The organism is Natrarchaeobaculum sulfurireducens (assembly GCF_003430825.1).
GTDB classification, from domain to species: domain Archaea; phylum Halobacteriota; class Halobacteria; order Halobacteriales; family Natrialbaceae; genus Natrarchaeobaculum; species Natrarchaeobaculum sulfurireducens.
This window is the reverse complement of record NZ_CP024047.1, coordinates 965945-981621: the sequence shown is the minus strand read 5'-3', so window position 1 is coordinate 981621 and position 15677 is coordinate 965945. Positions and strand designations below refer to the sequence as shown.

Here is a 15677-nt window from a genome sequence, read left to right as displayed (position 1 = left end):
GCGGGGGATCGAGTACAAACGGTCCAGCTCAGGACACCGTCGTGATTAAGTAAATCGAATTCGGACGAACACGTATGGTGAACAGTTTCGATAGCGACGAATCCGTCGTCTCACTCGACGACCTCGACAGTCTCGCGTCCCTCGACACCGCGAGCGAATCGTTCGAGCCAGCCGAAGACGTGTCGCTCGAGCATCTTGGTCTCGAACTCGTTAGACACCGACACGACCGAATCAACGAACTGTACTACGAGGCAGGCTGTTCGGACGCCGCAGCCGAAGCCGTCGCACTCGCCGAACTCGGACTGACGCCCGCGTGGATTTCAACGCTCATGACCGCAACAGGTCGGTCGAACGTCTCTGCACAGACGGTCGCGACGCTCATCGAGGAGTGTACCGTCTAGTGGCGGTCCAGTCCTGAGCTGATGCGGTAAACCACGTCCTGAGGGGCGGTTCGGCTCGTCAGTCGACACTTGGAACGCTACTAATACGTACGGAATCGACGACGGCACCCCATCAACGAACAGATCGACCGGGCAGCCACGCCGCTCAAAAATGTGGCGTACGAACCGATACAAGCGTCACTCGATGGGGCAGCCAGCTCGAGAGACGACTGATGACTGGACCGTGCTGTCGGCAGTTGGATAGCGTCGGGCGGTCACGACGGATTCCCGACCGGTCGACAGGCGGAGAACGAAAATGACGACTTGCTTAGAGGTCTTTCAGCGTGAACCACCAGTCGTACGATTCGTACCCCTCTTCGTCGGCTTCGGCCAGTCGGGCCTCGGCTTCCTCGACAGTCCCTGGTGGCGAGAGCAGTGCCTTGTCGCCGAAGTTCTCGTTTTCCGGCCAGTTTGCCGGGAGCGCGACGTCTTCGTCGTCACTGATCTGCAGTGCCTCGAGCGAGCGAAGTACTTCGTCGACGTTTCGGCCGATCTCTTTGGGGTAGTAGAGGACCTGCCGAGTGATCCCGTCGGGGTCGACGATGAAGACCGCACGGATGGTCGACGTACCCTGTCCAGGGTGGACCATTCCGAGTTTTTCGGCGACGGTACCGCTCTCGTCGGCGATGATCGGAAAGCCGATATCCTCGTCAATCTCGTCGTCGATCCACTCGGTCCACTTGATATGCGAGTGGACGCGGTCGATCGAAAGCCCGATCAGTTCAGTGTTCAGTTCCTCGAACGCCTCGCGGCGCTGCTCGAAGCCAACGAACTCGGTCGTACAGACCGGCGTAAAGTCACCGGGGTGGCTGAAGAGGACAAACCACCTGTCCTCGTAGTCGTCCGGGATCGCTTTCGTTCCGTGCGTCGTTTCGACTTCGAGTTCGGGGAACTGATCCCCGATGAGCGGAAAGCCGCTTTCCGCGGGTTGGTCTACAGACATTGTATCTGTAGTTATGGCACTAGCAACTATAGTTCCTCTTCACCAAGAAATTATTTCTACTTCTGACTCATTTTTCGCTTCGTGAGAAAAATACCGCCGCCTTCTCTCGACACTGGCATACGTCTCGGTACCACACCCCGACTAGAGCGGTGACGGTGTACACAGCTCCGAGTTACACAGTGAGACGGCTACGATACCGGGTTCCCGTCAAGCACAAAATAGGTCACGAGGGCGTCGGCACTGATAGATCTGAGTCATCATGCGATGTCGGACCCTGGTTGCAACGTCGTCAGTCAAAAACGTGCGATCGTACCGAATCACTCACCGTCAGTGGCTCGAGAGGCCCCCATCCGACGGAGGAATTCCATCAGGACGCCGAGGCCCTGTCGAACGTCGTCGTCACGAAGGGCCCCGATCATCCCCAACAATCCGACCTTCTTCGGGGGTTCAGGATCGGTAAACGCGGTGAACCCGGATTCCATGGCATCGATGAACTGGTCATCACCGAGCTGACAGGCGAAGACGAGCATGTTGCCGAGGTTTTGTCCCAGTCGCTCGGGTTCGAGGTCTGATTGTGCGTACGTACCGGCGAGCCCGGCGAACATCACTCTAAGTTCGGCGATCGGCTGGCGGTTCTCCTGGGCCACCTCGACAGCCTCTGGAACCAAATCGGACGCAAGCTCGTGAGTCACGTCGAGCAACTCGAGCAGCTCCGCCATCGTATCGGCGTTCTCGCCCAGTCGCTCGAGCAAGACGAGCGTCTCCTCGCGCTCGAGTGCGAGCCGCAGTCGGGCGAGCGTCTCCCGGTTCTCGTGAACGATCGTCTGTACCTCCGGGACGAGGTCGGTCACGAGTTCGTCGGTTACCTCGAGCACCTCGAGGAGTTCAACGAGAGTATCAGCGTTCTCCCCGACGCGCTGGATGAGCACCAGCGTCTCCTCGCGCTCGAGAGCGAGCCGAATCTCGCGGATCGGCTCACGGGAGTCGCCAGCGGCCTCGCGAAGCTCAGGGGCGAGGTCCGCCGAGAGCTCCTGGGCGACGACGAGCAACTCGAGCAACTCCGCCAGTTCTGCGTCGTGTTTTTCGATGACTCGTGCGAGTTCGTCGGCCTCGGCGGGCTCGAACGGCGTTTCGTCGAAGGATCCGTCGATCGATTGGTCGTTTCCTGCCATGCTTACGGAAGTGGGTCGTAGCCTTTCATCCAGGCATCCCAGTAGACGGTCGGGAGGACGTTGACGTCCATGATCCAGTTCAGTTTGCTCTCGACGGGCGCAGAGATCGAGTCTTCGTAGTCGAACTCGGCGATCATCGCTTTGCCTTTCTCCGTCAGTAGCGGGCAAGCGGCGTAGCCGTCGTAGTTCGCACGCAGCGGTTTGTCCTCGACCAGCGCCTCGAGGTTGTCTGCCACGACGTGAGCCTGCTTGCGAGCGGCTGCTGCCGTCTTCGAATGGGGTGCGTTCTCGCAGTCCCCGAGCGCGAAGATTTCGTCGTACTCGTCGTGCTGGCAGGTGTGTTGGTCGATCGTGACGTACTCGCCGTCTTCTGAGCCGTCGGCCAGCGGCGACCCGTCGGTGATCGCTTCCTGGCCGAACTGTGGCGTCACCGGTGCGTAGAGATCGTATTCGATCTGCTCGCCGTCCGCAGAGTGGACGACGCCCGCGTCGGGATCGATCCGGTCGACCGAGACGTTCGATTTGAACTCGATGTCGCGATCGTCCCAGATCTCATAGAGCGCGTCGCGGTACGGCTGCACGCCGAAGTGGTGCTCGGCGTTGCGCGTCATGATGACCTCGACATCGTCGCGGATGCCTCGCCGTCGGAAGTAGTCCTCCGCAAGCATCGTGAGTTTTAGCGGCGCGCCCGGACACTTGATCGGCGTATCTGGCTGGGTGACGAGGAAGGTCCCACCGTCGAAATTCTCGAGCGCCTCACGCAGTTCGAGCGCGGCGTCGTAGTGATAGAACGGATAGACGTCGTCGCCTTCTTGCCAGGCCTCCACGAGGCCTGGCGTCGCGCTCGGGTCGAGCCGGTGGCCCGTCGCGACCACGAGGTAGTCGTACTCGAGGTCGTCGCCCTCGGCAAGCGTGACAGTTCGCTCGTCGGGATCGATCTCCGTCACAGCGTCGTTGACGAACTCGACGCCGGATTTGAGCAACTCATCGATATGTCTGGACTGCTCCGGTTCGAGATAGCCGAACGGGATCAAATAAAACGACGGTTGGTAGTAGTGTTCTGTGCGTTTGTCGATTACGGTCACCTCGACCGCCTTGGAGTCCAGTTTTCGACGGAGAATGTTCGCCGCCATCGTCCCGCCGGATCCTGAACCCACAACCACAATGTGGTCCATACACCTTCGAATGAAGGACCTATTATACCTAAGTCTGTATATAGGAGAGATTATGATCGGAGACGGCCGCGGCGTGAGTTGACCATGCAATTATTGCGTCAATCGACTACGACCCACCTACCGAAAGCGCGATTACGCAACTCCCTCCGTCGGGCTGAGAACGTGGGGTCACGGTCGCCGATCGGGGCGTTTGCAGCGTCAACTGTCCCCTGCCTTCTCGACGGGAGCGTCGATGAGATTGCCCCACTCGATCCATGACCCATCGTAGTTGGCCACGCCGTCGAACTCGAGCAGTTCCGAGAGCACGAACCAGACGATCGACGACCGCTCGCCGACGTGGCAGTAGACGATCGTTTCTCTGTCCGGGCGGACGTCGTGTTCGGTGAACAGCCGCTCGAGTTCCGGTTCGTCTTTGAACCGCCCATCGTCGTCGATCACGTCCGACCAGACGATGTGGATCGTCCCCGGGATGTGGCCAGCGGTTCGTGCCTCGGGGAGGCTTTTGTTCGGTGGCTGGGTCTTCTCGCCGTGATACTCCGCTGTCGAGCGAACGTCGACGAGCGTTATCTCGCTCGCGAGGGCGGACTCGACGTCGCTCCGGTAGGCTCGAATCCGCTCGTCGGGCAAGTGGGCGACGTACGTCTGCTCGGTAACGTCTGGTCGGTCGGTCGTCAACAGGCCACCGACGTCTTTCCACCGTTGTTTGCCACCATCGAGTAACCGTACGTCCGTATGACGGTAGTACTTGAACAACCAATACAGATACGCGGCGTACTGGTTCTCGTCGATGCTGTAAATCACGACCGTGCTGTCCTCCGTGATACCTCGAGAGCCGACGTACTCTTCGAAACAGCGCTTGTCAGCGATACCGCAGCCGTTGACGTCGACGAGATCGGAGAGGACGTCGATCGCTACCGCTCCCGGAATGTGGCCACACTCGTACTCACAGTCGGCTTCGACGAGCCGAAGCGATGGATCGTCACGCTGAAACTCCTCGAGTCGCGCTTTGACCCACTCGGGCGACACGACCGCCGATTCGCTTCCGGTCGTACTCTCCTCCGACGTGCTGAGTCGATAGCACGTCTGTCGCCCGTCGTGGAGAGCCGGCGACGAGTCGACGAATCCGGCGTCCTCGAGCTGGTCTAATCCGTACCGAACCGTTCGCGACGAGAGCAACGTCTCCTCGGTCAACGCCTTCAGCGTCATTGGACCCGAGTCCTCGAGAGTCTTATAAATGAACTTTGAACTCGGCGGTAGGTCCTGGAGCGCGTCGTCGGATTGGTTTGCCGCCATAATCGGTCTAATACGAACTTGGGCAGTAACCTATACAGTTCTTTCGCACGGCGGGCACATGCCGACGAACGTCACCCAGAGTCAGTATCGCTGAGGAAGATACCACCAATATTTACGAGTGATTTACAATAGTACGGGCTTAAAGCGCGGGCAAAATGAAGCAACTATTTCGGCCTCTTCGAGCGGAGCGGGCACACGCTGACAGACTGGCGGAGTAGAAAGCTTCAGATCGAAAGCTGTAGTGGATGGCATTCCTCCCACGAAAGACGCGCTTTCACCGTAGGCTTCGAGGCGATACCGACAGTACAACCCATCGTACAAACGCTGAGGGAAATCCTCACAGGGCACGTTTCGACGGTTCCCGGATTCGAGTACCGTACCACGACGTTTACTCTTGTGTCGCCCATAGCCGCAGTTGCCGTTCGAGTATTCACCTCTTCCGAACGGTACCTGAAGTCCGTCTATGGGGGCACACCCCCCGTTTCGAGACCGACGTTGATTGCACTCAGGAATTGTCGGTACCCCATCTTGTAAAAATCGCATTCAGAAACGCTCTGTTACATTTCGAGCTGGCCGATCAGAATCGACCGCCGCCGCACTAACACAATCGGTTAGTGATGGATGTACACCGATTCCCGGCATTGACAAAACGAATTACGGCCACGCATGCGGTAAATAAACGATAGAGTTGTCGTAAGACCACTCGAGGTCAGTAGAACAATCCGCAACCGGAAGGACAGCACAGACAACCTCACAGTCAATTCGACCCACAACAGGTGACCGGTTTAATTACTCTCCGGCAACAATACGCGTTCTGACACATACTATTTCTGTATAAATCTTTGAAGTGACAAATGGCTGGCGAGTATACCGAAAGTCGAACAGTGGTAACCAGCGGCTCGGAGCAGTCGACGGTCCACCGACATCGTCAACAGTGACGCCGTCGGCTACTCTTCCCACTGGGTCGAAATGTAGAGCAACGCGATCAGACAGAGGATCACGATGACAAACAGGGCAATCGTCATGATCCGAGGTGCGACCATACCTGGAATTCGAACGCGTCGCTCAAAGCCGTACCGGTCGCCGACGCCTCGAGCCTCGAGACTACCTGAGCCGTACGACGGTTTTTGTGCGATCCGGACGAACACCACGTATGAAGGTAATCAAAGACAGCGTCCACGACCACATCCAGGTCGATGGTGTGGCACGTGACCTCCTCGATACGCCGGAGCTCCAGCGTCTTCGACGCATTCGCCAGCTTGGCACCGTTTCGTTGGTCTACCCATCTGCCAATCACACTCGGTTCGAACACAGCCTCGGCGTCTACCACCTCGCCTGCGAAGCCCTCGAGCAACTCGGTATCGAAGGGACGCAGGCCGAGCGTGTCCAGGCCGCCGCACTCTTACACGACGTCGGTCACGGCCCGTTCAGTCACAACCTCGAGACCCTCACCTACCGTCGTACCGGTCGGTATCACGACGACGTCGGCCACCTCCTCGGCGAGGGAGCGGTGGGGGACGTCCTTCGCGACCACGACCTCGAGCCCGAGGTGATCGCAGGGCTCGTCGCCGGCGAGGGTCGGTTCGGCCAGCTCGTCTCCGGTGAACTCGACGTCGACCGAATGGACTACCTCGTCCGTGATGCCCACCACACCGGCGTTCCATACGGAACGATCGACCACGGGCGGCTGGTCCGAGAACTCACGTTCGCCGACGGCGAGCTCGTCCTCGACGAAGGGAACGTTCAGACCGCGGAGAGTCTGCTGGTCGCCCGCGCGCTCATGAATCCGACCGTCTACAGCCACAGCGTCGCCCGGATCAGCAAGGCGATGCTCAGACGGGCGGCCGAACGACTGCTCGAGGCGCCCGATGCGACCGTCGACGCGGCCACCCTCCAGCGGATGGACGACTCGGATCTGACCGTCGCCTTGCGTTCGAGTGAGGCGACGAGCGGGTTCGCCCACCGACTCGACCAACGAGACCTGTTCAAGCGGGCCGTCTGGGCGGAGATAGACGACGTACCCGGTGGAATCATCGAAGCGGACCACGACGCGATTCGGGCGTTCGAGCGCGAGGTCGCTGACCAAGCCGACGTCGACCCCGAGGCTGTGATCGTCGACGTGCCAAGTAGGCCCTCGATGACGGAGTCGACCTCCCGTGTGCTGGTCAACGGTGAGATTCGAGAACTCGGCCAGCAGTCGCCGCTCGTGGGAGCGCTTCGGGCGGCCCAGTACTCCCAGTGGCGACTGGGCGTCTACTCTCCCAAGGCTGCTCGCGAGCGCGTCGGCAGGGCCGCCGTTGCAGTGTTGGGGCTCGACATCGACGGCGCTCTCGTGAGTGAGGTCCGGGACGGACTTGACGCGACGCTCGACCAGTTCGTCGAGTGATCGCTGTCGACTGACTCACGGACCCAGTCAGCCGCCGGTAATTTTGAACGGGCAAAGCGACGAGCGCTAGCTCCGCAACCGCCACGAAAACCCAACTTTCGAATACATCATTCGAGATTGAGAAGATAGCGAGAGATCCGAGACGGCGCTGCCGTGGCTGGTACCGTTCGAACGCGCTCGTCGTCCACGAACGAGAGCCTGTGAGAGAACGTGCGGTCGGGACCGCAAAGGGCAGAGACGCTACGAAACGGGAAACCGCGCTCGGGCGGCAGGTCAGTCGCCCGCTCCGGGTTCACAGTCACAGCCGCCGCGTTCGAGTAAGTCGCGGACGGTATACTGTTGGCGACAGTCCTTGCAGGTCACGCTGACGGAGACGAGGACGTCGAACTCGCCGATGTCGAGGACGTCGTTGCGGACGAGTTGGGCGATCGTATCCTCGGTCACGGCGCTGGTCCGGTTGCGGAGCGCGCCGAGTTTGTCGCGACTGCGCTCGAGGCGCTCCTCGTCGCTGGGCGACTCGAGAGAGGCCTCGAGGCAGTCCGTCAGATGGTTGTAAACGGTCTGGTGGGAGACGAAATCGCGCTCGACGTCCTCGACCGGGACACCGTCGCGCTCGAGTTCCTTTCGGGTCTGCACTCTGGTCCCGCTGCTGACGTCGTCGTCGGTGAGCAAGCGGTAGGTGTTGGCGACCTCGCCTTCTTTGTACTGTAAGCCAGCGTCGTCGAGTGCTGCCCGTAGGATTTGCTCGTTTACGTGCTGTGCGAGATCCCGCGTGCTGTATCGGTCTTCGGTTCGGTCCGTCCAGAAGCGAACGAGTTCGTCGTCGAGGTCCCCGAGGCCGTACTGGTCCCGATTGCGGCCAACCTTACAACACGACGATCCAGTCGCTGTTTCCGATGTACGTTCGCTCACTACCCAGACTAAACTCAGTTCGGTCCCAAAAGTATTCCGCACGTGGTCACGGGTCGTTCACCGCAGAACGTGCTTTACGCGAATGCGTCCGTAAGGCGATCCGATGGCGATCGAAATTAGCCCACCGTTGTAGAGTGTCAGGAACAGAGTAAAAAGGCATTATTATATAATCACAATCAGTACTGCAGTTAGTTATTTGACTTCCACTCCTTTCGATAGGGAACCGCTTTACACCGGGTGGCCGACGCCCTCGCATCGACTACTGCCAGTCAGTCCCGAGACGACTGCACTGCAACCGAACTGTTGTCGAATCGGTGTCTCGACACTGCAGATCCCCTCACTCGGTCGAATCTACGACGATCACCCGGAGATCGTTGACGTTCGTCCCGGTCGGCCCCATCTCGATGGTGGCTGTTGTGTCGGCCAGCACGGATAACGCGTCGTTGCGCGCTAACGCCGACTGCCCGTCGACGTCAGAGACCGTCGTCACGTCAGCGACCGCCCCGGCAACGTCGGTTGCGCCGTCTATTCCGTCGGTATCGACGCTCGAGACCACGATCCCGTCCGCCTCGAGTGCGAGGGCCGCACTGAGGACGAACTCCTGATTGGGGCCGCCATCGCCCGGATCATCACAGAGCTGCACTGTCGTTTCGCCACCGGAGAGCAAGACAGCAGGCGGTTCGATCGGTGTTCCGGTTTCGCGACACTCCTCTGCGATCGCGACGTGTGTGAGTGCCGACTCACGAGCCTCGCCGCGGACGCGTGAGGAGAGCAACAATGACTCGTAGCCTCTGTCTTCCGCGGCGATCTGTGCAGCCTCGAGCGCCGTTCGCCCGTTCCCGACGAGGTGGGTACGGGTGTCGTCGAACGCCGGGTCGCCGGTCGCTGGCGTCTCCGGGTGGTCGCCCTCGACGCCGGCTTCGAGGTACGCTTCGACGCCGTCTGGAACGTCGAGATCGTAGCGCTCGAGTACCGCGACGGCGTCGGCGTAGGTCGACGGATCAGGGACCGTCGGGCCGCTCCCGATCACGCTGAAATCGTCACCGACGACGTCGCTCAGGACGAGCGTGACGACGGTCGCCGGTGACGCGGCCCGGGCGAGTTGCCCACCCTTGATCGCCGAACAGTGCTTGCGGACGGCGTTGATCTCGTCGATCGACGCGCCGCAGGCGAGCAGTTCCTGGGTCACTGCCCGGAGAGCAGACAGTGTGAGCGGGTCCGCGGGAGCCGCGAGCAGCGCGCTCGCCCCGCCGGTGACGACGGCAAGGACCAGATCGTTCGCTTCGGCTGCGTTTGCGATTTCGAGAACCCGACGGGCGCTACGTACACCAGTCTCACTCGGGAGCGGATGATCGCCCGAGAGGACATCGACCGTGTCTGTCGAGGTCGGATCGTCGGTGACGACGGCGCCCCCGGACAGGCGGTCGCCGAGTTCGTCTTCGAGCGCAGCGGCGAACTGTCCCGCCGCGTTGCCACCACCGACCACCACGACCTCGTCGAACCGGTCGAGGTCGTACTGGCCGCCGTCGTCGTCCGTCTCGACCGATAGCTGCCCACCCCGAACCGAGATCGTCCGTTCGACACGAGCAGCGGGGTGTGCGGCCTCGATCCCGGACACGAGGCACTCGAGTGCGACCTCGTGTCCTGTCGTCTTCGCGACCGAGTCGTACTCTTCGACCTCGATAGCGTCCATACCCCACGTAGGCGAAAACACGATATGTAACTGGCGCGTGATAGTGTCTCCCGACCGCGGACGAACGCAGCCGTTGGATTTTGTATACCATCTTGTAGTTTACTGGGATCGGATGCAGGCGTTCAACCCAGTTTCCCGAGTCGACGCCGACCGACACCGCCCAGCCGACGCAATCTGTAACGAAACCCGCCGCGACAGAACCCAGGGAACCAAACACCAGATGCACCGCCCCGATACTATCGGACAGATGTGGGGTGAAGCGCATTCGCCGGACCGGAACGGAGAACTCCCACACTCGTTCTGTCCGATAATATGATGAGTCCGAAGCCGACGTTGCGATCCTGCTCCGAAAGTTCGTGTATAAACCGAGACTCGGCTGCGGACGCCCACCTGAGCCCTGTTCCGATGATCAGGCCGTCGCGTCCGTGAACGCGATTAGCGGGCTCGAGGCGTTGTGACGGCGTCGGCTCCCATTCCGACCCATTCCTGTGTTTATATATGTCGGGCATCGATACCTCGTCGTATGGAGTTCCCAGCCGCGGACGATCTCGAAGCCCTGATCGATCGACCCACCTACCCGTCGGTCGCGTCGGTCCGATACGAACCCGAGACTGAGACGCTCGAGGACCCCCTCGCGACGACGCGAACGGAACTCGAACAGCTCCCGCTGTCCGGACTCGACGCGGGAGCGACGATCGCCGTCGGCGTCGGAAGCCGCGGTATCCACGACATCGACGAGATCGTCGCCGAGACGGTCGCATTTCTCGACGGTCGCGGCTTCGATCCCGTTCTCGTTCCGGCGATGGGAAGTCACGGCGGCGCGACACCCGCGGGCCAGCTCGAGATCCTCGAGACCCTCGGAATCACCGAAGAACGCATTGGAGTGCCGATCGACGCGCGGATGGAGGCCGACCCTGTTTCCGAGGTCGAAGTTGGCGGGACGACGGCGTCGGTGTACGTCGCCCGTGCCGCCCTCGAGGCCGACGCCGTCATGGCCATCAACCGGGTGAAACCACATACGAACTTCACGGGGCGGCTCGAAAGCGGGCTCTGTAAGATGCTCACCGTTGGCCTGGGCAAACAGCGGGGTGCCCAGGCCTTCCACTCGACAGCGCTCGCGGAGGGCTACGTCCCCACACTCGAGGCGATGATCGAGGCCGTCAGGGAGTCAGTGTCACTGCTCGGGGGGCTGGCGCTCGTCGAGAACTTCTACGAGGAGACAGGGGTCGTCGAGGCCGTGCCGGGCGAATCGCTCGAAGAGCGAGAACCGGCCCTGCTCGAGGTCGCACGCGAGGAGATGGCGACGCTGCCGTTCGAAGACCTCGATCTGCTCGTCGTCGACGAACTCGGCAAGGAGATCTCCGGCGCAGGGATGGACACCAACGTGATCGGGCGCTATCGCGTCCTGAACGCGCCCGATCCGGAGACGCCGGCGATCGACCTGATCTACGCCCGCGGGCTCACCGAGGGGACGAAAGGCAACGGCAACGGCATCGGCCTGGCCGATATCGCGCGACGGGCAGCCATCGAGCAACTCGATCTCCAGAAGACATACGCCAACGCCCTGACGAGCGGCTCGCTGGCCAAGGCGAAGCTGCCACCCGTCGCACCGACCGACGAACTGGCGCTCCGAGTCGCCTTGAACGCACTCGGCGGCGACGATCCCGAGACTGTCCGTCTCGCCTGGATCGAAAACACCACCGACCTCGCCGAGTTCCGAGTTTCGGAGGCGCTGCTCGAGTCGCTCCCCGACGAGGCGACCGTTCTCGAGCGCGAACGCCTCGCGTTCGACGAGGGAACGGCGACGTTCGAGCCGCTCGAGCGGTTCCCGTGACGTACTCCGGCGTTGGCCCGATCAGTCCTCGGACGTGCAGTTCGAAGGGTTCCGGGAAACGGACTACTCGTGGCCAACCGACGGACCAATAGCAAAGTGGGTTTACACCCATACTGGCGTAATTTCTTACGAGGTGAGACCCATCATCGGCCGCGTTGGTCCCGAGGTAGCTCGAAATAGGCGTAATCGAAAGCGTACGAACACGGCTTCACACTCCGGAACTCAGCGGTCCGGCCAGCGCTCGAGGTAGATCGTCTCGTCGGTGTAGAACTGAATCGCGTCTTGGCCCTGTGCGTGGAGGTCGCCGAAGAACGAGTCCTTCCGGCCGCCGAAGTGGAAGAAGGCCATCGGCGCGGCCGTCCCGACGTTGACGCCGAGGTTGCCGGCTTCGGCTCGGTGTCTGAACGCGCGGGCGTCGGCCCCGCTGCCGGTAAACAGGCTCGCGGCGTTTCCGAAGTCGCTCCGGTTCATCGTCTCGATCGCCTCGTCGATGCCGTCAACGGGCGCGAGACCGAGCACCGGCCCGAAGATCTCCTCGCGAACGATGCGCATCTCGGGGCTCACGTCGCCGAAGACGGTCGGCCCGAGGAAGTTTCCGTCCTCGTAGCCCTCGACAGCGACGTCACGGCCGTCGAGCAGAAGTTCGGCCCCCTCGTCGATTCCGCTCTCGACGTACTCGCGGACCCGCCCTTCGTGATCCGGTGTGATGAGTGCCCCGATATCGGTCTCCTCGTCGAGACCGTAGCCGACCGTCTGGGTACGGGCTTCCTCGAGCACCAGGTCGGCGAACTCGTCGTACACCGAGGCCTCGACGAGCGCGACGTCGTTCGCGAGACAGCGCTCGCCCCCACAGGCGAACGACGAACTGACCGTCTGTTCGGCCGCGAACGCGAGGTCGGCGGTCTCGGTGACGATAACGTGGTTCTTCGCGCCGCCCTGAGCCTGGACGCGCTTGCCGTTCGCGGCGGCGGTCTCGTAGACGTGCTTTGCAATGGGCGTACTCCCGACGAACGAGACGCCGACGACGTCGTCGTGCTCGATGAGCGCGGCGGCCGTGTCGGGACCGCCGTTGACGAGCTGGACGACGCCGTCTGGAAAACCGGCCTCGTCGATCAGTTCGAAGAGTTTCAGGGGGACCAGTGGGTCCTGCTCGCTGGGTTTCAGGACGAAGCTGTTGCCGGTCGCGACGGCATATGGCAGAAACCACAGGGGGATCATGCCGGGGAAGTTGAACGGTGTAATCGCCGTGAAGACGCCGAGCGGTTCACGAATCGCCCGTTCGTCGATCTCCGGTGCGGCGTTGGCCACCGTCCCGCCCTGGATCATCGACGGCATCCCGCAGGCTACCTCGACGTTCTCGATCCCCCGGCGTAGTTCCCCACGGGCTTCCGCGAGCGTCTTCCCGTGATCCCTGACGAGTATCTCTGCGAGTTCCTCCTGATGCTCTTCGAGCAGCCCCTTCAGTTCGAACAGCGGCTGGATACGTTCCTCGACCGGTCGGGAGCGCCACTCGAGGAACGCCTCGTGGCCGGACTCGACGGCGCGGTCGACGTCGGCCGCGGAGCTGTAGGGGATCGTCGCGAGCGCCTCGCCGGTTGCCGGATCGACCACCTCGTGTTCCGTCTCGCCGTCGGGCCGTTCCCAGGCGCCGTCGACGTAGTTCCGTACTGTTTCGCCCGTCGAAAGCGGTTCTCGCTGGACCATGCGATGTGGTACACCGAGGCTCGAAATAAGCGTTCGGACTTTTCGACCATAGTTATACGAATTCGGAGTACAGTTGAAACTGGTTCGATAGAATCGTTATCTGGTCGAATTATAATGGTTTCTATTCCCATCTGGAAAAACATTATTGACCCTCGGCTCGAGGTGTCGAGTACCATGGCAGGTTCCGACGATGCAACCATTCCACACTGGTACGCACCGGAGCGCCCGCCGATCTCGATCAGAGACGGCGACGGCGTCACCGTAACCGACGACGAGGGTACTCAGTACCTCGATTTCCTCTCACAGCTGTACTGTGTCAACGCCGGCCACGGCAACCGAGCGATCGTCGATGCAATGACCGAGCAACTCGAGCGCGTACAGTACGTCTCGCCGTCGAAACGGACGCCCGTCCGGGCCGAACTCGCGGATCGTCTCGTCGACGTCGCTCCCGATCCGCTCTCGGACGTGGTGTTCTCGGTGACGGGCAGCGAGGCGAACGAACTCGCAATCCAGTTCGCTCGCGAGTACACCGGTGCCTCGAAGATCCTCACCCGCTACCAGTCCTATCACGGCTCGACGTACGCGGCGGGCGCGCTGACCGGCGATCCCGAGACGCGAAACGCCGTCGAATCCCACGCCGCGACGACGGGTGTAGTGAAGTTCTTGCCACCGTTGACCCATCGCTCGCCGTTCGAGGCCGAAACGCCCGAGGAACTCGCCGAACAGGCGGCGAACCACCTCGAGTACGTTATTCGAAACGAGGGACCCGACAGCGTGGCGGCGATCCTGACCGAACCGATCGGCGGAACGAGCGGGGCCTACACCGCGCCGCCGGGGTACTTCGAGCGCGTTCGAGAACTCTGTGACGAGTACGACGTGCTGTTGATCTCTGACGAGGTCATTGCCGGCTTCGGCCGCTGTGGCGAGTGGTTCGGCATCGATACCGAGGGCGTCGAACCCGACATGATGACGTTCGCCAAGGCAGTCACGAGCGGCTACGCACCGTTGGCTGGCGTTCTCGCTCGCCCCGAGATCACCCACTCGCTGCGGGAGGACGGTTTCCCGATCGGCCAGACGTTCGGCGGCCACCCCGTCGCCTGTGCGGCCGGAAACGCCGCACTCGAGGCGTACGAAGACGGCCTCATCGAGAACGTCCGGGCCGTCGAGCCGACGTTCGAGTCGGCACTGGCCGCACTCGAGGACGAACACGAGGCCGTCGGCACCGTTCGCGGCCGAGGGTTCCACTGGGCGGTCGAGTTTACCGATCCGGAGACCGGTGAGCCGTTCATGAACCCGTGGGTCGAAGACGGCCACAACCCGGTGGTCGACGTCCTCGGTGAGGCGGCCGACCGGGGCGTCCTCCTCGGTGGCGGGCGACCCAAGACCCAGATCGTGCTCTCGCCACCGCTCGTCGCCGACGAGGACGACGTTACGACGGCCGTCGACGCGGTAAGCGAGGCTATCGCGGCCGTGTTCGACTGACCAACTCGCCGGGGACGGACCTCGGACGTGACCGTTACGTACCCAGCCACCGATCGCTACACATGGACGACGAACGAACGGACGTCGACGTAGACGAGACGGACCTCGCGCTCTTGCGGCGCGTCGAGCGCGACGACGACGTGAACCTCACCGAGCTCGCTGCCGAACTCGACCTCTCGAAGTCGGCCGTCCACTATCGTCTGAACAAGCTCAAAGACGCTGGCGTCATCACTGCCGTCTCGGCCGACGTCGATCCGCTCGCGCTCGGACTCACCACGCTGGTCATCACCGAGGTGTCCGTCGTCCACGAGTCCGGCTACGCCGACGAGATCGGCACCGAACTCACCGAGATCGACGGCACTGTCCAGGTCTACTACACGATGGGCGACGTCGACTTCGTCGTGCTCTCGCGGGTCCAGAATCGCGAGCAACTCAACGCCCTCATCGACGAAATCGTCAGTATCGACGGCGTCAACGAGACCTCCTCGACGTTCGTCATGAAGGAGCTGAAAACCGGCGGTGAGACGGTCGCCGCCATGTCCGACGAGATGATCGCGAATCTCATCGAGGAGTGATACGATCGGTGCGGACCCCCCACGCGGTTACCGAAACGGCAACCTTTTTGGCCTTTTCCTCGGGGTGT

General features: G+C 61.8%; 12 protein-coding genes. 5 read left to right on the top strand and 7 right to left on the bottom strand.

Annotated features, from left to right (window positions below):
- Positions 1-74 precede the first annotated feature (74 nt).
- Complete coding sequence (locus AArc1_RS06025) at positions 75-401, top strand: hypothetical protein (protein ID WP_117363520.1); 327 nt, start codon at positions 75-77, stop codon at positions 399-401.
- Between the two features lie 307 nt (positions 402-708).
- Here the strand turns inward: AArc1_RS06025 and AArc1_RS06020 are convergent, their stop codons facing one another.
- From AArc1_RS06020 to AArc1_RS06005, 4 genes are all read right to left on the bottom strand, one after another.
- Positions 709-1383, bottom strand: coding sequence for a peroxiredoxin (locus tag AArc1_RS06020; RefSeq protein ID WP_117363519.1), 675 nt, complete (start codon positions 1381-1383; stop codon positions 709-711).
- Positions 1384-1700: 317 nt separating this feature from the next.
- Entirely contained in the window at positions 1701-2555 is an 855-nt protein-coding gene (locus AArc1_RS06015; RefSeq protein WP_117363518.1) for a DUF1641 domain-containing protein, read from the bottom strand.
- 2 nt (positions 2556-2557) lie between these two features.
- A complete protein-coding gene (locus AArc1_RS06010; protein WP_267130092.1) occupies positions 2558-3712 on the bottom strand; it encodes an NAD(P)/FAD-dependent oxidoreductase in 1155 nt (384 codons plus the stop codon).
- A gap of 216 nt (positions 3713-3928) precedes the next feature.
- Complete coding sequence (locus tag AArc1_RS06005; RefSeq protein WP_117363516.1) at positions 3929-5023, bottom strand: rhodanese-like domain-containing protein; 1095 nt, start codon at positions 5021-5023, stop codon at positions 3929-3931.
- Between the two features lie 1153 nt (positions 5024-6176).
- Here AArc1_RS06005 and AArc1_RS05995 point away from each other — a divergent pair.
- Positions 6177-7409 carry an HD domain-containing protein gene (locus AArc1_RS05995; RefSeq protein ID WP_117363514.1) on the top strand — a complete coding sequence of 411 codons (1233 nt, stop codon included), beginning with the start codon at positions 6177-6179 and terminating at the stop codon, positions 7407-7409.
- A gap of 273 nt (positions 7410-7682) precedes the next feature.
- Here the strand turns inward: AArc1_RS05995 and rdfA are convergent, their stop codons facing one another.
- Together rdfA and AArc1_RS05985 are read right to left on the bottom strand one after the other, a co-directional pair.
- Positions 7683-8321 (bottom strand): rod-determining factor RdfA, encoded by a 639-nt coding sequence (gene rdfA, locus AArc1_RS05990; protein WP_117363513.1) that lies wholly within the window; start codon positions 8319-8321, stop codon positions 7683-7685.
- Between the two features lie 337 nt (positions 8322-8658).
- Positions 8659-10014, bottom strand: a complete 1356-nt coding sequence (locus AArc1_RS05985; RefSeq protein WP_117363512.1) for a glycerate kinase type-2 family protein — start codon at positions 10012-10014, stop codon at positions 8659-8661.
- Positions 10015-10537: 523 nt separating this feature from the next.
- On the opposite strand from AArc1_RS05985, the gene AArc1_RS05980 reads away from it, so the two are divergent.
- Positions 10538-11848, top strand: a complete 1311-nt coding sequence (locus AArc1_RS05980) for a DUF362 domain-containing protein (protein ID WP_117363511.1) — start codon at positions 10538-10540, stop codon at positions 11846-11848.
- 222 nt (positions 11849-12070) lie between these two features.
- Here the strand turns inward: AArc1_RS05980 and AArc1_RS05975 are convergent, their stop codons facing one another.
- Positions 12071-13552 carry a CoA-acylating methylmalonate-semialdehyde dehydrogenase gene (locus tag AArc1_RS05975; RefSeq protein WP_117363510.1) on the bottom strand — a complete coding sequence of 494 codons (1482 nt, stop codon included), beginning with the start codon at positions 13550-13552 and terminating at the stop codon, positions 12071-12073.
- Positions 13553-13726: 174 nt separating this feature from the next.
- Here AArc1_RS05975 and AArc1_RS05970 point away from each other — a divergent pair, with 174 nt between their 5' ends.
- Together AArc1_RS05970 and AArc1_RS05965 are read left to right on the top strand one after the other, a co-directional pair.
- Positions 13727-15034 carry an aminotransferase family protein gene (locus tag AArc1_RS05970; RefSeq protein WP_117363509.1) on the top strand — a complete coding sequence of 436 codons (1308 nt, stop codon included), beginning with the start codon at positions 13727-13729 and terminating at the stop codon, positions 15032-15034.
- A gap of 62 nt (positions 15035-15096) precedes the next feature.
- A complete protein-coding gene (locus AArc1_RS05965) occupies positions 15097-15609 on the top strand; it encodes an Lrp/AsnC family transcriptional regulator (RefSeq protein WP_117363508.1) in 513 nt (170 codons plus the stop codon).
- Positions 15610-15677 lie beyond the last annotated feature (68 nt).